The 26,058-nt window shown below is 38.6% G+C and carries 22 protein-coding genes; 6 read left to right on the forward strand and 16 right to left on the reverse strand.

Features of this window, described 5'->3' with window-relative positions:
- Positions 1-116 precede the first annotated feature (116 nt).
- Both katA and NSQ71_RS16150 read right to left on the reverse strand, forming a co-directional pair.
- A complete protein-coding gene (gene katA, locus NSQ71_RS16145; protein WP_327848564.1) occupies positions 117-1,580 on the reverse strand; it encodes a catalase KatA in 1,464 nt (487 codons plus the stop codon).
- 451 nt (positions 1,581-2,031) lie between these two features.
- Entirely contained in the window at positions 2,032-3,234 is a 1,203-nt protein-coding gene (locus NSQ71_RS16150) for an MFS transporter (RefSeq protein WP_340734236.1), read from the reverse strand.
- Between the two features lie 159 nt (positions 3,235-3,393).
- On the opposite strand from NSQ71_RS16150, the gene NSQ71_RS16155 reads away from it, so the two are divergent.
- Positions 3,394-4,362 carry a hypothetical protein gene (locus tag NSQ71_RS16155; RefSeq protein ID WP_340734237.1) on the forward strand — a complete coding sequence of 323 codons (969 nt, stop codon included), beginning with the start codon at positions 3,394-3,396 and terminating at the stop codon, positions 4,360-4,362.
- A gap of 290 nt (positions 4,363-4,652) precedes the next feature.
- Here the strand turns inward: NSQ71_RS16155 and NSQ71_RS16160 are convergent, their stop codons facing one another.
- From NSQ71_RS16160 to NSQ71_RS16205, 10 genes are all read right to left on the reverse strand, one after another.
- Positions 4,653-5,708: an ABC transporter substrate-binding protein gene (locus tag NSQ71_RS16160; protein ID WP_375338818.1), complete on the reverse strand. Its 1,056-nt coding sequence runs from the start codon at positions 5,706-5,708 to the stop codon at positions 4,653-4,655.
- 14 nt (positions 5,709-5,722) lie between these two features.
- Positions 5,723-6,526 (reverse strand): ABC transporter permease, encoded by an 804-nt coding sequence (locus tag NSQ71_RS16165; RefSeq protein WP_130157449.1) that lies wholly within the window; start codon positions 6,524-6,526, stop codon positions 5,723-5,725.
- Between the two features lie 10 nt (positions 6,527-6,536).
- Positions 6,537-7,328 carry an ABC transporter permease gene (locus NSQ71_RS16170; RefSeq protein ID WP_063386810.1) on the reverse strand — a complete coding sequence of 264 codons (792 nt, stop codon included), beginning with the start codon at positions 7,326-7,328 and terminating at the stop codon, positions 6,537-6,539.
- Positions 7,318-8,397 (reverse strand): ABC transporter ATP-binding protein, encoded by a 1,080-nt coding sequence (locus tag NSQ71_RS16175; protein WP_063386811.1) that lies wholly within the window; start codon positions 8,395-8,397, stop codon positions 7,318-7,320. Before NSQ71_RS16175 ends, NSQ71_RS16170 begins: the two co-directional genes overlap by 11 nt.
- 26 nt (positions 8,398-8,423) lie before the next feature.
- Positions 8,424-8,966 (reverse strand): helix-turn-helix domain-containing protein, encoded by a 543-nt coding sequence (locus NSQ71_RS16180; RefSeq protein ID WP_066250024.1) that lies wholly within the window; start codon positions 8,964-8,966, stop codon positions 8,424-8,426.
- A gap of 178 nt (positions 8,967-9,144) precedes the next feature.
- Positions 9,145-10,131 carry an HD domain-containing phosphohydrolase gene (locus NSQ71_RS16185; protein WP_063386813.1) on the reverse strand — a complete coding sequence of 329 codons (987 nt, stop codon included), beginning with the start codon at positions 10,129-10,131 and terminating at the stop codon, positions 9,145-9,147.
- Positions 10,132-10,194: 63 nt separating this feature from the next.
- Positions 10,195-10,758 (reverse strand): shikimate kinase, encoded by a 564-nt coding sequence (locus tag NSQ71_RS16190; protein WP_130157446.1) that lies wholly within the window; start codon positions 10,756-10,758, stop codon positions 10,195-10,197.
- Between the two features lie 38 nt (positions 10,759-10,796).
- Positions 10,797-11,813: a LacI family DNA-binding transcriptional regulator gene (locus NSQ71_RS16195; RefSeq protein ID WP_066250028.1), complete on the reverse strand. Its 1,017-nt coding sequence runs from the start codon at positions 11,811-11,813 to the stop codon at positions 10,797-10,799.
- Positions 11,814-12,331: 518 nt separating this feature from the next.
- On the reverse strand, positions 12,332-13,687 hold the full coding sequence (locus NSQ71_RS16200) for a hypothetical protein (protein WP_340734238.1): 1,356 nt from the start codon (positions 13,685-13,687) through the stop codon (positions 12,332-12,334).
- A gap of 237 nt (positions 13,688-13,924) precedes the next feature.
- Complete coding sequence (locus tag NSQ71_RS16205; RefSeq protein WP_340734441.1) at positions 13,925-15,700, reverse strand: putative bifunctional diguanylate cyclase/phosphodiesterase; 1,776 nt, start codon at positions 15,698-15,700, stop codon at positions 13,925-13,927.
- Positions 15,701-15,989: 289 nt separating this feature from the next.
- Between NSQ71_RS16205 and NSQ71_RS16210 the strand changes: the two genes are divergently transcribed.
- Genes NSQ71_RS16210 through NSQ71_RS16225 form a run of 4 tightly spaced genes read left to right on the forward strand, consistent with a single transcriptional unit; the run spans position 15,990 to position 21,165 of the window.
- A complete protein-coding gene (locus NSQ71_RS16210) occupies positions 15,990-17,429 on the forward strand; it encodes a PTS mannitol transporter subunit IICB (protein ID WP_130157436.1) in 1,440 nt (479 codons plus the stop codon).
- 40 nt (positions 17,430-17,469) lie between these two features.
- Positions 17,470-19,572 carry a BglG family transcription antiterminator gene (locus NSQ71_RS16215; RefSeq protein ID WP_340734239.1) on the forward strand — a complete coding sequence of 701 codons (2,103 nt, stop codon included), beginning with the start codon at positions 17,470-17,472 and terminating at the stop codon, positions 19,570-19,572.
- Position 19,573: 1 nt separating this feature from the next.
- The gene (locus NSQ71_RS16220) at positions 19,574-20,008 is read left to right on the forward strand and encodes a PTS sugar transporter subunit IIA (protein WP_340734240.1); all 435 of its coding nucleotides are present in this window, start codon (positions 19,574-19,576) and stop codon (positions 20,006-20,008) included.
- Between the two features lie 2 nt (positions 20,009-20,010).
- Complete coding sequence (locus NSQ71_RS16225; protein WP_340734241.1) at positions 20,011-21,165, forward strand: mannitol-1-phosphate 5-dehydrogenase; 1,155 nt, start codon at positions 20,011-20,013, stop codon at positions 21,163-21,165.
- A gap of 256 nt (positions 21,166-21,421) precedes the next feature.
- On the opposite strand, the gene NSQ71_RS16230 is transcribed toward NSQ71_RS16225, so the two are convergent.
- From NSQ71_RS16230 to NSQ71_RS16245, 4 genes are all read right to left on the reverse strand, one after another.
- Positions 21,422-21,808, reverse strand: coding sequence for a gamma-glutamylcyclotransferase family protein (locus NSQ71_RS16230; protein WP_311066542.1), 387 nt, complete (start codon positions 21,806-21,808; stop codon positions 21,422-21,424).
- Between the two features lie 422 nt (positions 21,809-22,230).
- On the reverse strand, positions 22,231-22,659 hold the full coding sequence (locus NSQ71_RS16235; protein ID WP_339210421.1) for a threonine/serine exporter family protein: 429 nt from the start codon (positions 22,657-22,659) through the stop codon (positions 22,231-22,233).
- A 17-nt stretch (positions 22,660-22,676) separates the two neighbouring features.
- A complete protein-coding gene (locus tag NSQ71_RS16240; RefSeq protein WP_429645881.1) occupies positions 22,677-23,447 on the reverse strand; it encodes a threonine/serine exporter family protein in 771 nt (256 codons plus the stop codon).
- A 66-nt stretch (positions 23,448-23,513) separates the two neighbouring features.
- Entirely contained in the window at positions 23,514-24,356 is an 843-nt protein-coding gene (locus tag NSQ71_RS16245) for a TetR/AcrR family transcriptional regulator (protein WP_144598416.1), read from the reverse strand.
- Positions 24,357-24,533: 177 nt separating this feature from the next.
- Between NSQ71_RS16245 and NSQ71_RS16250 the strand changes: the two genes are divergently transcribed.
- Positions 24,534-25,961, forward strand: a complete 1,428-nt coding sequence (locus NSQ71_RS16250) for a DHA2 family efflux MFS transporter permease subunit (protein WP_339200043.1) — start codon at positions 24,534-24,536, stop codon at positions 25,959-25,961.
- The last annotated feature ends 97 nt before the right edge of the window (positions 25,962-26,058 follow it).

Raw genomic sequence — 26,058 nt, forward strand, 5'->3', positions numbered from 1 at the left:
GCATTCACAAGCAAGCAGGTTGTAATTCCAAATATTTTTTCGAAAGTGACAAAAATTAAGACGACCCCGAAAAGTTCGTTTGAACCTTCCGAGATCGTCCAGCTATGAAATATTTATTAACCTTTTTTTACTTCTTCTGGCACTTGCAAACCAAGACCTTCTGCAACGCGGGTGCCATATTCAGGATCTGCTTTGTAGAAGTGGCCGATTTGGCGGAGTTTTATTTCTTCCAGCTTAACTGGCTTCATTGAATTTACAATATTTTCAATAAGACGTACTCTTTCATCTTCACTCATGAGACGGTATAAGTCGCCCGCTTGAGTATAATGGTCATCATGGTCATAAGGAACGTTTTCCGCAACACCTGATACTGGGTATGATGCTTGTTTTGCTTCAGGTGTTTCTTTTGGACCGCCGAAGCTGTTTGGTTCATAATATACAGAGCCTCCGCCATTTGAGTCAAAGCGCATAAATCCATCGCGTTGATAGTTGTTCACTTCAACCCGCGGACGGTTGATTGGAAGTGAGTTATAGTTTGCCCCGATGCGGTAGCGATGTGCATCATGATATGCAAAGAGACGACCTTGCAGCATTTTGTCCGGCGATACATCGACTCCTGGAACTAGGTTTCCCGGTGAGAATGCAGCTTGCTCAACTTCTGCAAAATAGTTTTCAGGGTTTTTATTTAATACTAATTTTCCTACTTCAATTAATGGATAATCTTTGTGAGACCATACTTTTGTCACGTCAAATGGATCCCATCTGTATGTGTTGGCATCTTCAAGCGGCATGATTTGCACATAAAGCGTCCAAGAAGGATAGTCTCCGTTTTCAATCGCATTGAATAAATCCTCTGTATGATAATCCGGATTTTCTCCGGCAATTTTTACAGCTGTTTTCGTATCAAGGTTTTTTATACCTTGGTCAGTTTTGAAATGATATTTGATCCAGACGCTTTCCCCGTCTTCGTTTGTCCATTTAAATGTATGGCTTCCATAACCATTCATATGACGGTATGTTGCCGGAATTCCGCGATCTCCCATCAAATAAGTTACTTGGTGCAATGATTCAGGCGATAGAGACCAAAAATCCCATACGGCAGTAGGATTTTTCAAATGTGTTTTTGGATCGCGCTTTTGTGTGTGGATAAAATCAGGGAATTTAATCGCATCGCGAATGAAGAAAATCGGCGTGTTGTTTCCTACGATGTCATAGTTTCCTTCTTCTGTGTAAAACTTAACGGCAAAACCGCGCGGATCGCGGACCGTATCAGCGGAGCCAAGCTCACCTGCAACAGTTGAGAATCTGACAAATACTGGTGTTCGCTTGCCTACTCCGTTGAAGACTTTCGCTTTCGTATATTTTGACATATCATTTGTCACTTCAAAGTATCCGTGAGCACCGGCACCTTTTGCGTGAACAACTCGTTCAGGAACTCTTTCTCTATTAAAATGGGCTAGTTTTTCCAGAAGATGTACGTCTTGAATTAATGTCGGACCTCGATGGCCTGCTGTCATCGAATTTTGATTGTCCCCTACAGGAGCACCCCAGCTCGTCGTAAGCTTTTTATTATCTCCCATTTACCGATCACCTCATAATTTAAAATAATATTTCTCTAATCATTACAACTATATGATAACATATTTTAATTAAAAATCAATAGTAAATTATAATAATTTTAATAAAGGAGTTTGAAACCGTTGATCTATCAATCAATGAACCTCGTTTATTATCAATTAGCCACTATTTTTTTCATGTTGTTCTGTTTATTTTCTTTGAAAAGTTGTTTAAAAAATTGGCAGAAAAAAACGGCTGAGCAAATATAGCTCAGCCGCTACAAATTGAGAGGTTCTTATGGAAGCTATCGAATGGAAACTGAAAAAACAACATACATAGATGAAAAAGACCGTTGATCTCTCCGTGCAAAAACAGCCAGCCATTTTCATTTATGGCAAGATGTCATTTCATATTCCCAAGCAATATAGGATTCAACGCTAATATGAAAAAATGTTCGTATTCCACTTTATCTCTTTACGAAGAGATTCGCTCCGCTTTCCTTTCCATGCGAGAGCTTGGAATGAATAAAGACAGAAAAGCAGCTGCAAAGGCAAGCAGGCCTGTTGCAAGAAACACTTCATAAAAACCGATGTGATCTGCAATAAAGCCCGCTAACATCGGACCAGTGAAAATGCCGATTGCATAAAATGATTGATAAAAGCCCATTGCGGTCGTCCGATATGCTTCTTGACAGCTTTGAATAACCATCGCAAGCAGCAGCGGAAAAATAAAACCAAGCCAAAACCCTATGAAAATATGCATGAAGCAAATCCATAGAATCGAATTTGACAACGGCAACAGAAGATGAAATAATCCGCTTAAAATAAATGAAAGCAAAAGCAGTTGTTTTTGCTTTCGAACAGGAAAATAGGCAAGCAGCAATGATGCAGCTGCATGCGGAATAAAAAAGGAAGTGACGACCCAAAAAAACACGGACTCACTAAATCCGATTTTCGAGACATAAACCGGTGTAAATCCAAAAATCGTCATAAACAAAATTCCGTGTCCGGCAAGCGATAAAGCTGAGATGCCCCAAAGCGGCTTGATGCCGAGAACATATTTTAATTGACTCATATATTTGAAATCAATAAGATGCACCTTATCGCCGATTTCTTTAATGCGAAATGAAAGAATAAGACCAATCAAAGCCATGACGGTCCCAATGAGAAACGGCATTTCCCAGCCGAACCACTCTACAATTTTCCCGCTGATAGCCATGCTAATAAATTGGGAAACGACCGTCATAAACTGGAGAATTCCCATCGCTTTGGAAGATTGACTTTCCGTAAAATATTGAGCGTATAATGTAGTAGCCATTACCCACATCGACGCGGTAATTCCTGAAAGAAGTCGTGCAATAAAAATCGGGATAAATGATTGAAAGAAAAGAAACAGGATTCCGCTGGCAAACGCCATAAAAAAACCAGCTATAAGCATTCCTTTTCTCATTTGCCCTAAATAATCTGATAAAACTCCAAGAGGCAAACGAATCAAAATCTGGGTGATGCCGTAACTGCCAAAAATAATGCCAACAAGTGAATAATCAAACTGCAAATGTTCTAAATAAACCCCAAAGATTGGAACATAAATATAAATGGAAAACCAAAAGCAAAAGATAACTGTTAAAAAAATAATATGATCTTTTTTCCCTGCTATATTTATTTTTTGAACGTTCATCGCCAAAACCTTTCTATATGATTAAATAGGAATTTTTTGCTCTTTCCATTTTACGATATTTTTGAAATTTTACAATATTCAAGTTGCACGAAAATCGTTTCTATAAATTTCCTATTCCAATAGTATAATAAGATATATATAGTGTTGTGGAGGGATATTATGACTGAGCTTTTAGTAGGATTGATCTTTGGTATTTTCATCATGTTCATCGTTGTCAATATCAATAAAACGAAGAAAAAAAGATCATTAAAGCTTGTTCAAGAGGCTGTCCCGACAGAATTAGCCTGCCGCATTCCAGAAGGGCTGCCAATTATCTCTCGTTTGGAAGACTCTCTAAACTCAGAATATATGGAAAAAGTAAAGAAAAGAGTGTTAGCAAATCATCCTAGTTGGACCGAAACGGACTTTAACTGGCGCCTATTTGAATTAAAAAGATATTTTTTGTTGGCAGGAATTTTAAAATCAGTTCCAATGTTCAGCGATGAAGTGGATGAAATATGGCATGAAATGATTATGTTTACGAAAGAATACGAAAATTTTTCAAAAAAATTTTTTGGATCATTTCTGCATCACAGCCCTAATGTGGAACGGACACCGATTCCTCACGAAAGAGCCCTTTTTGATTGGATGTATTTGCACTTATTTGAAATCTATCCAAACAGCACGAAGCTGTGGGGAGGCTTTTTAAAAAATCCGCTAAGCAAAACTCTTTTGGAAGAAGTTCGCTCAGCTAGTGACGAAAAACTGTTTGATAAATATTTTCGTTCGTTTGACCCGATCAAACCATTACAAACAAAGCTGCTTGAACAGCTGAAAAACGATATTGAAAAAGCAGAAGTAATGAAACGGCAAAACAAATCGCTCCGCAAGGAAATAAAAACAGACGATACGTACTCGATGCTGCTGCCGGCTATGGTATTTTTATCGCTGTACGAGCAGGATAGTTATACAGAAAAAATGTCGCAGCTTTTGAATAAGGATGCAGGGACAAGCGGAGGTTCTGTTTATGCATGCGGGGCTGCGCTCAGCGATTCCAATGATCATTCAGGGGGTTCCGGATGCTCTTCTTCAGGATGCTCCAGTTCAAATTGCGGAAGCAGCTGCGGCGGAGGATGCGGCAGCAGCTAAGGAAATGTTCATAACCACACTCTTTTAAAGGTGAGCGCGATGAGCAGAAACCGGCAAAGTGCCGATTCTTGTTTTCGATTTTAAAAGCCCATATGCGCATTTTTTCTATGCTGCAAACAGCTGCCTTCAAAATACCATTAGATCTACTATGCATCCATTTTTACAGTACATAAGGGTAGCTTATGCCGTATATGTTCCAACAACAGCTCGTTCTTGCTTCAAAGATCAGATTTCGCAAAAATCATTAAAAAACCATCGCCTTCCAAATTGAGGATGGCGATGGTTTCCTTTTATTTCGAGTGCATTTTAAATTCTAAAAATAAATCATTATAATAGGAAAGCATTCGTTTCCCTAGGTTTTCATACACTTCCAATTTATCCGTTAATTCAGGGGGCGGGTAAAACCGCTCATCTTCAGAAATCTCTTTCGGCAAGTATTCAAGCGCCTTTTCATTTGGAGTAGAGTAGCCGACATATTCAGCATTTTGCGCAGCCACTTTCGGGTCTAGCATAAAGTTGATAAATTTATGAGCGCCTTCTATGTTTTTGGCCGTTTTCGGAATAACCATATTATCAAACCAAAGATTAGAGCCTTCTTTCGGCACCACGTAATCTAGCTTCTCATTTTCCCACATGATATCTGCAGCATCTCCCGACCAGACGAGAGCGGCACCTGCTTCTTCGTTTGCCATCAGCATTTTGATTTCATCTCCAACGATCGCCTTCACGTTTGGAGTCAGTTTATCCAGTTTCTTTTTCGCTTCTAGCAAATGGTCTTTGTTCGTATCATTCAACGAGTAACCAAGACTGTTCAATCCCATTCCGATTACCTCTCGGGCACCGTCGACAAGAAGTATTTGATTTTTCATATCTTTATCCCATAAATCATTCCAGCTGTCGATCTTTTTTCCCCCGAGAGCTTCCGGATTATACAAAATGCCGACCGTTCCCCAAAAATATGGAATGGAATATTTATTCCCCGGATCAAACGATAAATTTAGAAAACGGGGGTTGATATATTTTAAATTAGGAATTTTCGAATGATCAATCGGAATAAGAAGACCTTCTTCCTTCATTTTGCTAATGGCATACTCAGAAGGGACGGCAATATCAAATGTTGTTCCTCCTTGGGAAATTTTTGTCATCATCGCTTCATTTGAATCAAATGTTTGGTAAATCACTTTTATACCTGTTTCTTTTTCAAAACGGTCGATCAATTCCGGATCAATATATTCTCCCCAGTTGTAAATCGTAAGGGTATTATCACCGGAGTAGCCTTCAGATGCATTCAGTCTCGCAATAAAAAACAGGATGGCAAACGAAGCGATAAATACTATCGCAAACATCTGCACAATTTTTTTCATTTCCGTCCCCCCAATCTTCCCGGACGATTATAGCGCAGCGTGATGAAATAATAGCCGATCACAAGCAAAATCGTTAAAAGGAAAATGAGTGTTGACAAAGCATTAATGGTAAGGGAAATGCCTTGTCGAGCCATTGAATATATTTCAACAGATAAAGTGGAAAAACCATTTCCAGTAACAAAGAATGTAACGGCGAAATCGTCCAAAGAATAGGTTAAAGCCATAAAAAATCCAGCAAAAATCCCAGGGGTAATGTAGGGAATTACTACTTTTGTTATGACATTCCACTGGCTCGCCCCTAAATCTCTTGCCGCATCGATTAATGTCGGGCTCATTTCCTGAAGCTTTGGCAATACCATCAATACGACAATCGGCACACTAAAGGCGATATGAGACAGCAAAACAGAAATAAAACCAAGCTGAATGCCGACAATGGTAAACAAAATTAAAAAGGAAGCTCCGATGATGACATCAGGACTGACTAATAGAACATTATTTAACGAAAGCAATGTATTTTTCACCCGTCTTGTTTTGACGGAGTAAATGGCGAGCGCACCGAAAACGCCGATGATCGTTGAAATCGCCGCAGAAAGCAAAGCAATTACAATCGTATTCAGTACAATAATCAATAGACGCACATCCTGCAGGACTTCTTTATACCAGTCCAACGTAAAATTTTCAAAATGATGCATTTTTCCGCCGCTGTTAAACGAGTAATAAATAAGGTAGAAAATCGGAGCGTATAAGATGAAAAATACGATGATTAAATATATATTTGAAACCTTCCATTTTCTGTTCATTTTTCATCCCTCACTTCCGATTTCCTGTTAAAAACATGATGATCACCATTGCAAGAATTAAAAAGACCGCAATGGTTGCTCCCATTCCCCAGTTTTGAGTAACTAGGAAATGCTGCTCTATTGCTGTGCCAAGCGTAATTACCCGGTTTCCTGCAATCAAGCGGGTAATCATAAATAACGATAATGCAGGAATAAACACTGCTTGGCATCCGGATTTAACACCGTCCAGCGTCAGCGGAAAAATGACCCGGCGGAACGTAATCCAAGGGGATGCTCCGAGATCCTTAGCTGCATCTACAAGCGTTGGATTTAATTTTTCTAAAGCATTAAAAATCGGCAAAATCATAAATGGAACGAAAATATAGACAGAAACAAACACAAAGCTGAAATCTGTAAATAATATTTGTTTAGCACCGACACCAATTAATTCCAAAAAATGATTGGCTATTCCATAGGTTCCAAAAATGCCGAGAAAGGCGTATGCTTTTAACAGCAAATTGATCCACATCGGCAAAATGATTAACAAAAGCCAAAGCTGCTTATGTTTTGTTTTCGTTAATAAAAGAGCTGTCGGATAAGCGATCAATAGCGAAAAGGCTGTAATTAAAAACGCATACCAAAATGAGCTTAACGCCATTTTCAAATAGACCGGCGTGAAAAATTTCTCGTAGTTTTCAAAAGAAAATGTTCCTTCAATGTTAAAAAACGAATAATAAATGATAAGCAGAATCGGAACGACAACAAATAGTAAGATCCATAACACATATGGTAAGAAGTATAAAGCGCGAATATTACTTTTCATCGGCAACACCAATACGAGAATTTTCTTCTAAACGCATAACGTGTATTGCTTCCGGTTCAAAATAAAGACCAATTTCATCGCCGACTTCTGCCTTTTTTGTAGAATGAACAAGCCACTCGTTGCCATCCTTATCATAACAGCAAATTTCATAATGAACTCCTCTAAACAGCTGGGAATCCACATAAACCTTCAGCTTTCCTTTTTCAGGTGTTGTTATTTCCAAGTCCTCCGGTCGAATTACCACTTCTACGTCCTCGTTCGGAGCAAAGCCTTTATCAACACATTCAAACTGCTTTCCGACAAATTCAACAAGATAATCTTGAATCATTTTTCCTGCGACAATATTCGATTCTCCGATAAAGTCTGCCACAAAGCGGTTAACAGGTTCATCATAAATATCTTTCGGCGTTCCACTTTGCTGAATTTTCCCCTTATTTAAAACAAAGATTTCATCAGACATTGCAAGAGCTTCCTCTTGGTCGTGTGTGACAAAAATAAATGTAATGCCGAGCCGGCGCTGAAGCTCCCGCAGCTCGTACTGCATTTCCGTGCGCAGCTTTAAATCAAGAGCTGACAACGGTTCGTCTAACAGAAGCACTTCCGGTTCATTGACTATCGCTCTCGCAATGGCGACCCGCTGCCGCTGTCCTCCTGACATCTCCTGAATGTTCCGTTGTTCATAGCCAGATAAGTTTACAAAACGAAGGGCATCTTTTACTTTTTGTTCAATGATATCCTTTTTCATTTTTTTAATTCTAAGGCCAAAGGCAACATTTTCAAACACATTCAGATGCGGAAAAAGGGCATAATCTTGAAACACTGTATTGACTTGACGTTTGTTCGGCGTTACATGGTTAATATTTTTTCCGTTAAAATAAATCGTGCCGCTGGTCGGTTCCGTAAATCCCGCAATTAGACGGAGAATGGTTGTTTTTCCGCATCCTGAAGGTCCAAGCAACGTGTAAAATTTTCCGCGTTCGATTTCAAAACTTACATTATCCAATACTGGCAAATCATCATCATATTTTTTTGTCACTTGTTCAAAACGAATAATTGTTTTATTGTTCATGACGTTTCCTCCAACCGCATCAAGAATTATAAATAAGATTCAGTTGCCACTAAAATTACTTGCGACATGCTTTCTGCCTCATTGACAATTTGATGCTCATCGGATGCATGATAATAAATGGATTCTCCTTCCTTTGCCACATACTTTTTTGTTCCGATCCGAACTTTTATTGTTCCTTTCAGAACATAGGCAAACGTTTCAGATAAGGATGGTTCAAAAACTTTAAACTCTCCTTTTTCAAACAACGTTAAAAGAATCGGCTCCATTTCTTTTTCATTTGATTCAGGAACAATCCATTCAACCTTATATCCTCTCTCTTGGTCAATAAATACTTTTCGTTCTTCTTTGCCGTAAACTACTTTTTGCTCGGCATCCTCATCATCGAAAAAATCTTTTGGATTGCATCCCAGCACATCCAATATATTCAGAAACGTTTCCAATGAGGGAGAGCTTAAATCTCTTTCCAATTGGGAAATGTATCCTTTAGACAAATCGGTTCGTTCGCTTAGCTCTTCTTGCGTCAGACCTTTTTTTATCCGCAAATTTCGAATTTTCCTCCCAATTTTCATCATAACAACCTCATTTGTTTAATACTAGTAAACTTTTTGTCAAAAAAAATTAATATATTTATCGAAAATTGTTTATTTCACGACGATTTATTATACACAATTACACAAAAAACACAATAAAAAATCTTCAAAAAAAGAAGGAAACTTTAGTTGATCTTCAACTAAAATTTCCTTCTGTTTAAAAATCCTTAATTGTCAGAAATGAGGCCACTACATCTGGATCAAAATGCGTATTTTGATGCTCCACTAAAAAATTCAACGCTTTTTCAATCGGCCAAGCAACTTTATATGGCCGGCTGCTCGTTAAAGCTTCAAACACATCGACAACCGCAACAATTCTAGCTTCTAAAGGAATTTCTGCTCCTTTCAAGTTTTTCGGATATCCCGTTCCATTCCATTTTTCATGGTGAAAGAGAATAATATTTTCGGCCACTTTATAGCTTTGCCTTAAAAAGTTATCTTTCAGTTTGCTTGTTATTTTTTTCAAAATGTCAAAGCCTATTAACGGATGCGTCTCCATGATTAAGCGTTCATATTTTGTTAGTGGTCCTGGTTTATATAAAATTCCTTCAGGTATGCCAGCTTTTCCTATATCATGCAAAATGCTGGAATAAGCAACATTTCTCATATATTCTTCTGATAAATTAAGATTATGATAGCTGTTGTGAGCATAAATGAGCTTTTCTGTTAGTTTTCGAACGTTGATCAAATGATCCTCAATGCTTGGATCTTGAATTTCACAAGAAATCGCCAGCACTTCCAATATTGATTTTTTTGTTTCTTCTATTTGCTCCTGCGGAACGTATGCTCCGCTGTCCAGCTGCTCCAATTCCCGAAAAATTCCTACAAAAAACAGTTCATCTTCTATTAGAATAGGAGTTATTGTTATAGATGAGTGCCATAATTCTCCGGATTTCTTACGATTCACAAAAACACCGGACCAAGGCTTTTTTTCCGATAATGCTTTTTTCATCGAAGCATAAGTTTGCTCCGGGGTCAAATGAGATTTAATGACACCTGCTCTTCTGCCGACAATGAAATCCTTTTTATATCCCGTTATTTGTTCATACGCATCGTTAACAGCGACGACAACATGATCTTTATCTGTCACAATGACAGCATCAGCCAGTTGAAGATAAGGAGACAATAAGTTTTCTACATTCATGTTTTTAAATCCCTTTCCCAAATCTCATCTTGCAAACTATTCATTTAAAGGGATAATCTCATATTATTGGTTCGGTTCATAGATGCTCCACGTTAATTTCACCGAATTTACAATTTCATCTGCTACTGTTTCAGGATCAAGATTATTGGTCGATACTTTTGAGTTATGGAGAGAGTATGCATTTTGTCGTTTTATAAACAATTCTTCAATTTCCTCCATTGATTTTTCCTTTAAAAGAGGGCGGTTCTCGACTAAAAGCGGCATTCGATCCTTCCAGCTGTCCCAAGATAAATCCAGCAAAAAGACGATGCAGTTTGATAAACAAGCATTGCGGACCTCTTCTTGTAAATAGGCTCCCCCTCCTAAAGATACAACCTTCAAGCGTGTGTTCGTGCAAATATCAACAATATACTCCTTTTCGATTTTTCGGAAATAATCTTCGCCAAATTTTTGAAATATTAACGAGATGGGCATATTTTGCTTTTTTTCAATCTCCTGATCCACATCAATGAAATCTCGATACAGCTTTTTCGCGACCAACTGGCCAATAGTCGTTTTGCCGACTCCCATAAATCCAATTAAAACAATATTTTTTTCCCGAAGAGGGATTTCTACATGTTCCTTCATAACGCATCCACTTCCCTAGATTTCTTCATCATGGTGTGTCAGCTTGACTCCCGCACTACAAGCTCAGGCTGTAAAATCAGTTTTTTTGCCTCTTCTTCATCACCTTTCATTCTCCGATGCAAGAGATCAGCAGCTTTTGCACCGAGCCGATCAGGAAAAGCTGCAATAGTTGTTAAAGAAGGGCTGAATACCGCTGACTCCGGAATATTATCAAAACCAACCACAGCCACATCTTTGCCTGGAACAATGCCTTGTTCTTTTAATCCGAGCATAACACCAGATGCAACAACATCATTATAGCAAAAAACCCCGGTTGGAGGCTGAGGATGCTGCATAACTCGCTTAATCGCCTCTATTCCCCCTTGCCTAGTTGCGGGAGATTGGACAAACAGCGATTCATCCATTTCCAGCCCGGCTTGTTCAATCGCTTCACAAAATCCTTTTTTCCTGTCTGTCCATACTGATGAATTAGAAAAACCGCCCAAAAAAGCGATGCGGCGGTGGCCTTGTTCGATTAAATGTTCAGCCGCTATCCGTCCGCCTGCAACATTATCGATTCCGACATAATCAAACGGCTCTTCTGACAGCATTTTTCTCGCTACTAAAATAACAGGAATCCCCCATTGCTTTAACCGTTCTACCATATCTGGTGAACTGCCTGGGACAGGGCTCATAATTACCCCGCCGACACGATATTCAAGCATTGTCGCAAGCAGCGCATCTTGTTTATCAGGGGAATCAAACGTCGTTCCTAATATTACGGTATATCCTTCTTTATCTAAAGCTTCGTGAACGCCCACCAATAATTCCGAGAAAAAGGGGTTGCCGATCTCTGTTATAATCAAACCAACTGTTGAAGATTGGTGGGATCGTAAATTCGCTGCAACACGATCATATATATATCCCAACTCTTTTATCGATTTTAACACTTTTTCTCTTGTTTCTTTTGAAATATTTGGGCTGCCCCGAACAACAAGGGAAGCTGTAGCCCTCGACACACCCGCGTGTTTTGCAACCTCCTGCAGCGTCACGCGGGACTGTTTTTTTCGTCCCATCTGTCTAATCACCTGCTAACGCAATTAATCAACGAATTCAGTTGAGAAAAGTATACCTTTACATTTAAAACGTTGTCAATTTGTTTATTTCCATGCTTTACGGCTTTGAAAATGTTATAAATAATCACCTCCCTTCAGGCTGCAGGAGCACCACAAATCACCTGAAAAAATGGGCTGAAGTCGGTTTATATATAGACAAGAGCATAGATCAAATATGTACTTCTGTCGGGAGAAAGCCACCATATAACCGTTTCATAAATGGCTCCAAGTGATTCACCTTTGCCTGTTGTATGGATACCAAATCCAACATCCGTTAATAAATGGCTGAGCTTTTCTCATCTAATCACCTGCTTATCACATCGATTTGGCTCTGTTTACTCTTCTATTAGATCGATCCAATATCCGAGCTTTTTAGATCGATCTAAAATCCTGTTAGATCGATCTAAAAAATATTTATTGTTGAGAATTTTGAAAATAATCTCTTTTTAAGAAGATTATAAATTTTATTGTAAACGGTGTCAATACATAAAAAACATTTCAACTAAACATGCTACCACAATGCCGAACCCAATGTACCCTAATGCAAAAATCATATTCCATGAACCGATCCGATAAGATTGTGCGCTTAATTCATCAGACAAAATTGATACTGATATATTAAAAGGGCTGAACATCACAGTCGACAAGCTGCTGCATATTAACACAATGGATAGCGGAATTGGTGGTATGTCGACTAAAAACGGCTGCAAGAGCTCTGCCAATAAAGCAAAACCTACTAAAGGGTGAAAACCAATTAACGATGTAATGAAAAAATAAAGTCCTATTGTACTATATAAAATCAACGTCTTTTCAGTTCCTAATTCAAAAACAGGTTTTAAAAATGATAGCAATTGCGAGTCTGCCAGCATTTCTACAAATAAACCTGCTCCCAAAAACATGAAAAAGTAATTGGCTAATCCCCTTGTCCGCTCTTTCCAATGCTGGATTGCAACTGTAAAATATCTTTTTCCTTTTTTAATAAACAAAGACCAAATGGTAGAAAATGGGATAATCAATAATACAACAGAAAACAGAAAACCTTTTTGTAAAAAATATTGAACAGTCGACACCATGAAAATAAACAAAAGCAGCATTCCGATTAATTCAGAAGCTTTTTTATAACCCTTTTTCTTATTAAAAAAATGAGGCGTATGAAAGGCGAGTTGGATACCTTTATATTTATACGAAGACATGAGCCAATCAAACCCAAGCATTATGATTGCCATCGAAAGCAAAATTGGAAAAATGATAAAATACTGCACTTTTGTAATGTCTATCGTTGAACTCACCATCACCTCCATCGGGCTCCAAGTAAGACATAAAGCATAGGCGCGCAGCAAGTTTTGCGAATAAAATTTCGTTAGCACTTTTTTGGGCAAATCATGCAGGATAACATTTAATGATTTAATAAGAAGGGGGGCTGTAGCAATATTTAAAAATAGACCGAGTATATGACAAACTCCTGAGCTTCGCCGATATAAATGGTTCAGATCAGCAGCTTGATCCTGAAGTAACAAGCTTAAATGTTTATCATACCTTCCGACACGAATGATGGAATTCATAAATGGCAATACGAAAAACAATGAAAGCAAACCAAGCACTTGCTCAAAATGCAAAATAAACGTATGCCATGGCTGCTTACTTTGAATAAATAAAACAAATCCAATCAATAAAAATATGGCACCTGAAATGAGATATAGTCCTCTGGCATAAACCGCTGAAATTGCGAGTGCTACCAAAGCGACAGCTCCAGTGCTATAGCTTATGACTGGGGCATGAAAAAAACGAGATAAAATATAAATAGCTATCAAAACTGTATACACAAAAATGCGCAAAACCTTTCCCTCATCCTTTCTTTCTCAAAATATACTAATACATAATCTACGGGATCTTCCCTTAACATAACACAGTCTATCAAACACATAAACATTTTTACAAAACAAAAAGACCGGACTCGATATGCCGGCATCTTTTATATGAAAAAACGCACTCTGATAACACGCCGATCCAAAAAAATAAATGCCTCCTCTCTCAAAACGGCTTGAGAAATGGAGGCAGAAGTGAATCATTATTTACATTCTTCTTAAATAATCCCCGGCTTTATCCGCTGGCAAAGGTTTACTGAAATAGTATCCTTGCATAATATGACAGCCCTTCCCTAGCAAATATTTGAGCTGAACATTTGTTTCGACCCCTTCTGCAATGACATCCAAATTTAGAGAATGAGCCATTGCGATGATGGCGTTGACGATTGGATTTTCCTTTTGCCCCTGCCCGATTTGTTGTATAAACGAACGGTCGATCTTAATTGCATTGACAGGAAGTCTATTCAAATAATAAAGAGAGGAAAAACCTTTGCCGAAATCGTCCAGATGAATGTGCACACCTAATGATTGGAGCTTTTGAATAATTTTTACCGCATGTTCAAAATCTTTTATGGCCGTTGTTTCCGTTATTTCGATGACAAGCGAAGAATACGGCAGCTTGTATTTTGAAATCGATTCCTGGACTTGATGAACTAAATCACTATGAAAAAATTTACGTGCCGACATATTGACCGCAATCGTTAATTGTTTATTACTAAATTCCTCCTGCCAGCATTTAAGCTGTTTACACGCTTCATCCAATCCTAAGCTTCCTATCAATTCAATCGTATTATCTTCTTCAGCCAACTCAATAAATTCTGATGGGGAAAGAAACCCTTTCTCCGGGTGATTCCATCGAACTAAAGCCTCAAACCCGATGGTTCTCCTTTGAATTATGTCAACTTTCGGCTGATAATATAAGACAAACTCGTTATTGGCAATACCGCGCCGCAGCTCCTGCTTCAGGAGAAAACGTTCGTAATGATGCTCCATAAAAGATTGATAGAAGCGGTATGTGCTTTTCCCATCCTTTTTTGCCTCATACATGGCTAAGTCAGCATGATGGATCAGTGTGTCTGCATTGTGGCCATGCTCAGGAAAAAAAGAAACTCCTATGCTTACTGTGATAAACACAGCATTTTCTCCTAAAATTAGTGGATATTGAAGCTCATTGACAAGGTTTGCTGCTAAATTATAAACTTGATCCTTTTCTACATCTCTCAGCATGATGACAAATTCATCGCCGCTATTGCGGCAAAGAAGCGCGTTTTCGTTTTTCATTATGTCTTTTAATCGTTTTGCAAATTTGACTAACAGCTCGTCTCCCTTCTTATGCCCGAAAGAATCATTGATCATTTTAAAATTGTCAATGTCAATAAAGAAAAAGCCTCTTTTTATTTCAGGATGTTTTCCTATTTCTTCATCAACCATTTTTCGAAAAGTAGCCCGTTCTAATAAATTAGTCAACGAATCGTAGTGTGCCAGCTTTAATAATCTTTTTTCCTTTTTATTCCTAGCTATTTCCTTCGCAGTCCGATCCCTAAACAAGCGAAAAATCGTTTCGGCTTTCTCCTTTGTCTCCGTCGTCTCTATGTTTATAATAAAAATGAGCCCAATGATCTCCCCTTTGCTGCTTTTAAGAGGTATTTCCAAATAACCGGCGCCTTCTATATCTCCCTTTAATCTAGAGAATAACTGGTGAATTAATTTTTCGTAAAAGCTCGCTTCCTTTAAAGAACTTTCCAAAGCTAGTATTGGCTGAACATCTCCATCAGACAAATTTCCGTTTCGATACATTGCTAGTACATTTATTTTTGAAGATGTTTCGTCCACTTCTCCGACAAGGACTATTGGCGCATGTAATGTTTCTGCAATATACTTAACAAGGGAGCGAAAGTATTCTTCTCCAACATGAGTCAGCACTTCAACAGCCCGTATACCCAGCACTCTCTCAATCTCTTCCAGAGCTTCGTGTCTTTTCATCCCCACTACGATACCCTCCACATCATACGATTCCATTTTCAAGCACCTTATACAGAAAATAGAAGTTACATTTATAGTAATAAAATACAGGAAATTTGTCATCTAATAGATGCCAAAAAATAGCTAAAAAGAAGGATAAAAAGCATGCGTTTGGTTAAACTTCAAATAAATTTTGTCAGCAGCAAAAGTGACAAACTTGACTTTTCTTTAAATTGAGACTCGCAATGATAACGCTTTAAAATTTAAAATGTAGAAACATTATTCTAAAAAAATAAAAGGGGTGAACACAATGGCAGAATCAAATATTAAAGTAAAAATACAGAGATTCGGCAGTTATTTAAGCGGAATGATTATGCCAAATATCGGCGCATTTATTGCGTGGGGACTCATCACTGCGTTATTTATACCGACTGGTTGGACACCAAATGAAGCTTTAGCAAAACTAGTGAATCCGATGATACAATATTTGTTGCCGCTTCTAATTGGTTTTACCGGAGGACGCATGGTGTATGATCTGCGCGGAGGAGTTGTGGGTGCAACCGCAACGATGGGAGTAATCGTTGGAGCGGACATTCCAATGTTTTTAGGTGCCATGATAATGGGGCCTCTTGGTGGGTATATTATAAAGCAAGTGGACAGACTGTTCCAAGGAAAAGTTAAATCCGGATTTGAGATGCTTGTCAACAATTTTTCAGCTGGTATTGTCGCCGCTATTTTAACGATTATTGCTTTTTTAGGAATCGGCCCGATTGTCTTAACTTTGAGCGGCATTTTGGCAGGTGGAGTTAAATTCATTGTCGATGCCAACCTGCTTCCACTCGCAAGTATATTTATCGAACCCGGAAAAGTGCTGTTTTTAAATAATGCGATTAATCATGGAATTTTAAGCCCGCTCGGAATTGAACAAGCAGCAGAAACAGGCAAATCCGTTTTATTTTTGCTTGAAACGAATCCAGGTCCAGGTCTAGGAATTTTGCTTGCCTATATGCTGTTTGGAAAAGGAAATTCTAAACAAACTGCTCCTGGTGCAGCCATTATTCACTTTTTGGGCGGAATTCACGAAATTTACTTCCCTTATATTTTAATGAGACCATTATTAATTTTAGCTGCTATTGCCGGTGGAGCGAGCGGAGTGTTAACATTCTTACTTTTTGATGCCGGACTTGTGGCAGTGCCTTCACCGGGAAGTATTATTGCATTAATGATTATGACTCCAAAAGGACATTATATAAGTGTGTTGGCTGGTGTTATTGTTGCAACTGCTGTTTCATTCCTCATCTCAAGCATCATCTTAAAAGCAGCGAAAGCAGACAGCGAGGAAGACTTATCAGCAGCAGCAGAGAAAATGCAGCAATTAAAAGGTAAAGAAAGCAAAGCAGCAGAAATGCTCACAAATCAAGCGCAAAAAGACAGCGAAGATGCCGAGCTGCAAGAAAATGAATTAGCCAATGTCCAAAAGATTGTTTTTGCTTGTGACGCAGGCATGGGATCCAGTGCAATGGGCGCTTCCATTTTGCGAAACAAAGTCAAAAAAGCTGGGTTAAATATCGAAGTAACAAACACTGCCATCAACAATTTGCCTGATGACGCAGACATTGTATTTACACATAAAGATTTAACAGATAGAGCAAAAGCAAAGCTTCCTAATGCAACACACATTTCTGTTGAGAATTTCTTAAACAGTCCTAAGTACGATGAACTGCTAGAAAAATTAAAAGAACAGTCATAAGCAGATTGCACAGCTGTGCACTTTAAAAGGGGTGAATTCCATGTACTTGCGGGCGAGAGAACGGGAAATCATCGAATTAATGCTGCAGGAGGACCGACACATTTCCACAAAAGAGATCGCTGAACGATTAAACGTCAGCTCAAGAACAGTTCACCGGGAGCTTAAAAATATAAAAAAAGTGATAAAAAAATATGGTCTTTATATTGACAGCCTGCAAGGAAAAGGAATTCGCTTATTCGGTCCATCGCTGCGGAAACAAAATTTATTAAAAGATATCCGATCTGGAGAGCACACAGACTTTAGCCAGGAAGAAAGAAAAGTGCTTATCCTATGTTCACTTTTAGAGGCCAGCGAGCCTCTAAAACTGTTTACACTAGCTGAAAAATTAAACGTCACTTCTGCAACCGTAAGCAATGATTTAGATCAAATCGAAGAATGGATTGCTCAATTTGATTTGAAGCTCATCCGAAAAAGAGGATACGGAATAGAACTCATTGGACCAGAAAATGGAAAGAGGGCTCTCCTTGGAAACATTATAATGGAGAAATTGGATGAAAAAAGTTTTTTGCAAGCAATTGAAAGGCAGATAAAAGAAGAGAAAAATGAAAAAAGGGAAAAAATTTTTGAAATCATTGATGAAGAAAAAATAAAAACGGTTGAAGGAGTACTTGAAAATTTTCGGCAAACCATTTTATTTTCTATTGCGGACAGTGCCTATATTGCTCTTGCAGTCCATTTAATGCTGGCAGCGGAAAGAATCCAAAAAGGCGAAACGATCGATATCGATCCTCAAGTTTTTCAAGAATTGAAAGGCACAAAAGAATTCGAATCCGCCCGCATGATCGTCAAAGAATTGGAAAAAGCCTTTCAGGTCAAGTTTCCTGAAGCGGAAATCGGCTATGTCGCGACTCATTTATTAGGTGCGCGCAGAAAAGAAGATAAAGATTTTTCCTTCTTTGATGTAGATGTAGACATTTCAAGAAAGGTCCATGCGCTCATTGAATTTGTTTCCAACAAAACCGGTTTTCCCTTGACGGAAGATCAATCTTTATATCAAGGATTGGTGGCCCATTTTGTCCCTGCTATTACACGTTCAAAAGAGAAGATTCATACGCACAATCCTCTGCTGCAACAGATCAAAACAAAATTTTCCGCCCTTTTCGAGTCTGTCGAAGAAGGGGTAAAAAAAATCTTTTATGATCTTCAGTTATCAGAGGATGAAATTGGCTTTCTCGTACTGCATTTTGGCTCCGCTTTAGAATCAAAGATGGAGAATATTTCGCTGCAGGGATTAGTTGTTTGCCCCAGCGGAATCGGTTCTTCCAAAATGCTGGCAACGAGACTTCGCAAGGAATTTCCTGAAATAGAAAACATTCATATTGCTTCTCTTATTGATTTAAAAAGGCTGGATGTCAGCCAATACGATATTATTATTTCAACTACCGATCTTCCGTATCGTCATGTGCCATATATTACAGTTAACCCGCTGTTAAATGAGCATGATATCGCCAAAATAAAAAGGTACATGAATGAAAAGCTGACAGAATTCAAAAGAAGCGAAAACAATGTTCCGGGCATTCCTTTCCGGAAAAATCCTTCAAACGATATGATTCACATCATCGATCAATTTTTTGAACTGGGCGATATTATCAAAACAGTTTTGCTCCATTTCAATGTGAGCTTGCTTGAAAATACAGGACAGCATAAAAAAAATCTTTTGGAAATCGCCCGCACATTGCATAAAGAAAAATTGATCACAAATGATGAATCCGTTGCGAAGAAGCTTTTGGCGAGAGAACAAAAAGGAGGATTGGGAATTCCCGGGACAAAAATTGCTTTATTTCATTTAAAAGATGAAGAAGTATTGATTCCTTTATTTCGTATTTATGATTTGGACAAAGCGGACAACGTCCTCGGAATGGACGGAAATGCGATGGAAATCAGCCGGATATTGCTGCTTTTAGCTCCTGAACAGCTAACTCAAAATAAGCTGGAAATATTAAGCCAAATCAGTTCATCTATTATTGAGAGCAATAGCAGTTTAACACTATTTGAAAGCGGAGATGAAGCAGCCGTCTATCATAAACTGAATGTGATTTTCCATCATTATATGAAAGAAAAATTTTTTAATTGGAGTGAGTGAGATGAAGCCAATACTAACAACTGACAACATTGTTTTAAATGCAAAAGTGGACAATCAGGAGGAAGCTATTAAATTAGCTGGAAAGGTTCTTGTGGAAAACGGCTATGTGAACGAACATTATATCAGTAAAATGCTTGAAAGAGAACAAATCACTTCCACATACATGGGAAACCATATAGCTATTCCTCATGGAACAGAAGAAGGAAAAAAAGACATTTTATCATCAGGTATTTCCATTATTCAAATTCCTGAAGGTGTAGAATATGGAGAAGGCAACATTGCTAAAGTAGTGTTCGGAATTGCCGGAAAAGACAACGAACATTTGGAGCTCTTGTCGAAAATCGCCATCCTTTGCTCAGAGGAAGAAAATGTTGACCGTATCATCAATGCAGCAACTAAAGAAGAATTAATCAATTTATTCAATGAGGTGGAATAAACATGATCGCTTTGCAGTTCGGCGCTGGAAATATAGGAAGAGGATTCATCGGCGCTCTTCTAAATCAAGCTAACTATGAAATATATTTTCTTGACGTGAATGAAAATCTAATCTCTGAGCTAAATAAAAGAGGAAGTTATATCATCGAATTAGCCAGCGAAAAAAAAGAAACAATCACCGTCACAGGTGTAAAAGGAATTAACAGTGCAAAACAAACTGACAAAGTTATCGATCTCATTTGCCAAGCTGACTTAATTACAACGGCTGTCGGTCCAAATATTTTAAAAATCATTGCACCGACAATCGCTTCAGGACTTAAGGAACGATTTAAACAGTCAGTCCAGCCTTTAAACATTATTGCATGTGAAAATATGATCGGCGGCAGCCAATTATTAAAAGAAGAAGTGGACAAATCGCTTACAGATGAAGAAAAACAAAAATTGGATCAATATGTTGGCTTTCCTAATGCAGCTGTCGACCGCATCGTTCCATTACAAACCCACGAGGACCCTTTAAAAGTTTCTGTTGAACCATTTTTTGAATGGGTCGTGGAAAAAACAGACATAAAAGGAAGCTTGCCAAATATTCAAGGAATCACCTATGTCGACGACTTAAATCCATATATTGAGCGCAAGCTATTTACTGTCAACACTGGACATGCTACTGCAGCTTATTTAGGCTATTTCAAAAATATAGAAACAATCGACAAAGCTGTATTGGACCCGTTTGTCCGCCCAATTTTAGAAGGCGCGCTAGCTGAAACCGGCGACATGCTGGCGAAAACTTATCATTTTGATCGTTCCGAGCATCAAAAATATATCGATAAGATTCTCTCTAGATTTGAAAACAAACAAATTTCCGATAATGTCACTAGAGTAGCCAGATCGCCTATTCGCAAGCTTGGCGCAAACGACCGATTAATTTTACCAGCAAAAAGATTAATGGAATTCGGGCAAAAACCTGAAAATCTCGCAACAGCCGTAGCAGCTGCGCTATTGTTCGACTATAAAGAAGACCAAGAGGCAGTCGAATTGCAAGAAATCATTAAAACAAAAGGAGCAGCTGCAGCTTTGAAGCAGTACAGCCAGCTTGACGAAAACGACCCGTTAACAAAACTAATTCTTGAAAAATATGAACAGCTCATCAAATTGAAATAATGTAAGCAGGATGGTTCATTCTGCCTGTTTAAACACGGGGCTGTCTAATAAGTCGTTTTTTGGCTTATTGACGGCTCCCTTTTATGTTTTAGAAATGTTGATATATCGATGTTTATGATTTTTTGTTCTTCAATAGGGATTTGACCTTCTGGACAGCCCCTCAATCGAATGCAATGAACAAGAAAACATATTAATTAAACAACCAATAAGAAGGCTGACTCAACATCGCTGAAAAGCAATGTGTTGAATCAGCCTTTTACTTTTGATTTCTCCGATGCTCTCTCCATGAATTGGAATATATGATAGGAAGATGCTGCGCTTTTTCCAAGGAATATACGTAAACAAAACCTTCTATATTTTGCCGGCTATCCTTGACCCAAACGCGCTCATACTCATTATTCGGCCGCCCTTCTATAAAATCCTCCAGCAAATCCATTTGCCTCAATCCTTCTTCTGTTACAATGAACCATTCACCGGCAACTTCATCTTCACCTTCATCAAGGACAAGCGCTGGATAATCTCCTACATCATATAGGCGTCCTTTCACATGTCCTCTTTCGCAAGAGATTAAATAAGGCTCTACAACATGATGATTTGCTTCCCCGACTAACAACGTTCCATACACAAAAACTTGATAAAGCATGGCTGCTCACCTCAAAAAGTATAATCAGATCAGCGAACACCGACATTTAGTTGAAAAAGAGCTATTGCACACTTCAAAAAGCATAGTCCGGTCAGCGTGTCTATGAAAGCTAGTATGTATAAAAATTTGTTTCTTAGACGACAAATACTTCGGAAAATCAAGTTGAAATGAGCGATTGTCCACCTTAAAAGCATAGCCTAGCCAGCGTGTCCTATGAAAGCTAGTATGTATAAAATTCGTGCCTAGACGACAAATGTACCGGCAAACTAATTGAAACGAGCTACTACCCACCTCAAAAATCAAGTTGAAATGAACGATTCCCCACCTCAAAATGCATAGTCTGGTCAGCGAGACTATGAGAGTTGACATGTATAAAAATTTGTTTCCTAAGCGACAAACACACGTCAACCAATTGAAACGAGCTACTGCCGAATGATTTTCATAATCATCCGATTCAATACTTCGGAAAACACTAGTCCCATGGCGATGGCTCCTGATATGATAAAAGCTTTAGCTGCTAGTTCAATCGCCATAAAATAGTCTTGCTCGACGACATGGCGCATGGCATCGTACGCAATCCCTCCTGGGACAAGCGGAATAATTCCTGGGACAGAAAAAATGATGATCGGTGCTTTATACATTTTCGCAAACAAGTGACTAATGAAGGCAACAAGAAGCGCTGAAATAAATGCAGCGATAATTAAATCCATCTTAAAATGAATCAAGAATAAATACGCAAGCCATCCAACTGCTCCCGCAATTCCGCATGCAAATAACGTCTTTTTTGGTACATTAAAAATAATTCCAAATGCAAATGCTGCAATAAAGCTTGCTGCAAGTTGTGACAGCATGACAACAATCCTTTCAATTAATAAATCGATAAAACGATGGCAATTCCTGACCCGATCGCAAAAGCTGTTAAAAACGCTTCAGCTCCCTTTGATAATCCCGCCACTAAATGTCCTGCCATCAAATCGCGGACAGCATTCGTGATATGCAGCCCCGGCACAAGAGGCATGACAGAACCGATAATAATTTTATCTAAATCTGTCCCGATGCCCAGCTTCACCTGCCAAATGGCTGTAAATCCAATGACAAACGATGCTAGGAACTCTGAAAAAAATTTAATTTTAGCAAAACGATGAACATAAACTAAAAATGCAAAACCTAAACCGCCTGAAATCATGGCAGGAACAAAATCTGCCCACTTTCCTTGAAACATGATTAAAAACCATCCGCTCAAGATGGAAACGGAGGTCAATTGCAGCCAAACTGGATATTCAGGTTTTGATTCGTCTATTTGTTTCAGTTCCAACAAAACTTCATCAACAGATATTTCACCCTGCGCCATCCTTCTAGAAATGTTGTTCACCATCGCAACTTTATTTAAATCTATTGTCCGTTCCAGCACACGTACAAGTTTTGTCTGTTCCATTTCGTCAATGGAAAATATAATTCCAGTGGGCATAGCAAAACAATGAGACTGCTTTACACCAAGCGATGTAGCCATCCTCTGCATCGTATCCTCAACGCGGTACGTTTCCGCTCCATTTTCTAGCATAATTTTACCAGCTAGCAAACAGGCTTCAATAATCTTGTTGGAATTTAATTGCACGCTAATCTCTCCAATAAACTTCATTTCCTATTATTATATCCAAGTCTTTTGGTAAGTGAATGGCAAAACGATTCAGCCTTTTATAGGTCTTTAAGTATTAAATCTTAGCACCTCATCGACCAAATGCTCAAGCTTTTTCTTCTGATCAATTTGGGACATCACCGCGTAAATCAGCGCTCGCCGCGGAACAGAAGATTGCAATTCTTCCTTTAGAAAGGATAGCAATTCCTTTTGCTCCTCATCTGCCGATTTTTTTATTTTATCAATTTGATTGAAAAGGGATTCCTTTTTCTTTTTCCGATTCAAAGCCTCTTCCGGCTCCAGCCTTTCTACTATATCCGGATCAAATAGCTGATCCTTCGCTTTCACAACATTTTCCGCTATTTTTTCAATTCTTCTCAACGAATAAGCGATTATGCTGTTAATTTCTATTTCTGCTCCGGCAGTGACAGCGAAATGAATGGCGTTTTGAACCATTCCATACAACAACACGGCCAAATCAACCGAATACGGACGTATTTGTTCCCCGAATACTTCTGCAATCCTCTTCTGTGCCCAGCAAAGTTCATCAAAATGATACTGCTGCACCAATCCTTTAAGCTCTTCATCTTCTGACATCAGCACACCATAAAACAGAGCGAATAGTTTATTTTCTTTACTGATTTCCATCTTGACTTGAATTTGTTCGATAAACGCGTTTTTATCGTTTGCTTGCCTGCCAGCCAACACTTCCATTCTCCGCTGATCTGTTTCCATTTTAATCTTTTCAAAAATACTAATTAAAAGTTCTTTTTTCGATGAGAAATAATTATAAAATGTCCCTTTCGATATCCCGCTTTTATCTAAAATATCTTGAACTGATGTTCTCACAAATCCCTTTTCAACAAAAAGAGTATGCGCCGCTTCCATTACTTGTCTTTTTCGATCGTTCAATTTGACTGCACATCCTTTATGATTGAACTCAAAAATAAAAGTTATTGTTGATTTTTTTATACTATCAGTATATATTATTATTATCTTTTATAACAACAGTATAAAATAATATACTATAAGTACAAGGAGGATTCTCGCTTGACCAATCATGAAACATTAAACAAACCGCCTTATGGGATGATTGCCATTTTATTTGTTGGTGCCTTTGTGTCTTTTGTTAACGAAACGTTTCTAAATGTTGCACTTCCATCCATTATGAAGGATTTTGAAATATCTCCTTCATCCGCGCAATGGCTGTCAACAGGCTACATGCTGATTAATGGGATTTTAATTCCTGCCAGCGCATTCTTGTTGCAAAAGTTTACGAATCGCCAACTATATTTAACAGCAATGAGCTTGTTTACAGCCGGTACAGTGCTAGCTTCACTTTCGCCGACATTTGGCGTGTTATTGGTTGCAAGAATGTTTCAAGCGGCCGGTTCAGCGATCATGGCTCCCTTATTAATGAATGTCATGCTTGTCGCTTTTCCTGTTGAACGGCGCGGCACAGCAATGGGATTTTTTGGACTCGTAATGATCACTGCGCCAGCGATAGGGCCAACGCTATCCGGATGGATTGTTGAGCATTATTCATGGCGTACATTGTTTGACATCGTTATTCCGATCGCTGCTCTCACACTCATCCTTGCAATCTTTAAATTAAAAAACATTTTGCCGCAAAAACAAATATCTTTGGATATTTTATCGCTCATCTTATCAAGCATCGGGTTTGGCGGCATTTTATACGGGTTTAGCTCCGCCGGGGAAAAAGGCTGGGATTCCGTTCATGTATATGGAACCATTATTGTCGGAACGATCAGCTTAGTCTTATTTATTATGCGGCAATTAAAAATGGAAGAGCCTCTTTTGCAATTTCGAATTTATAAATATCCGATGTTCGCCTTATCATCCGCAATTTCGATCATTCTTTCGATGACGATGTTCTCAGCGATGCTGCTTATGCCAATATATATTCAAACAATTCGCGGCATTTCACCTTTTGATTCCGGACTTTTAATGCTGCCGGGAGCAATCATCATGGGAATTATGTCGCCGATAACAGGAAGGCTTTTTGATAAATTTGGTGCTAGAGCGCTCGCCATTATCGGCTTATCTATTACCATTTTTACAACATATGAATTCAGCCACTTAACAATGGATACATCCTACAGCTTTTTAATGCTTATGTACTCATTAAGAATGTTGGGAATGTCGATGGTGATGATGCCCGTCATGGCAAACGGAATCAATCAGCTGCCGCAAACCATGAACCCGCACGCTACAGCGATGAACAACACGTTGCAGCAAGTTTCAGGAGCTGCTGGTTCAGCGCTGCTGGTCACGCTCATGCAAAACAAAGCAGAGTCGGAAGCGGAGCGATTGGCGCAATCCGCAGCGGGTGATCCAGCAAAAATGGCCGATATCATGAATGAAGCAATGCTAAATGGAATCAACTTTTCTTTCAAAATATCAGTGTTAATTGCACTGATCGCCCTCGTTCTCACTTTCTTTATCAAACGGGCAAAACCAGAAGGAGAAACATTTTTAAAACAATCCGCATCATAAAATAGAAAGCCTCTAGACTAAGTTCATCAGTCTAGAGGCTTTTTCATTCAAAATATCTAGATTTTCCAGCCGGAATTAAAAGGCAGCTTCAACAGCA

The organism is Aeribacillus sp. FSL M8-0235 (genome assembly GCF_038000355.1).
GTDB classification, from domain to species: domain Bacteria; phylum Bacillota; class Bacilli; order Bacillales; family Aeribacillaceae; genus Aeribacillus; species Aeribacillus composti.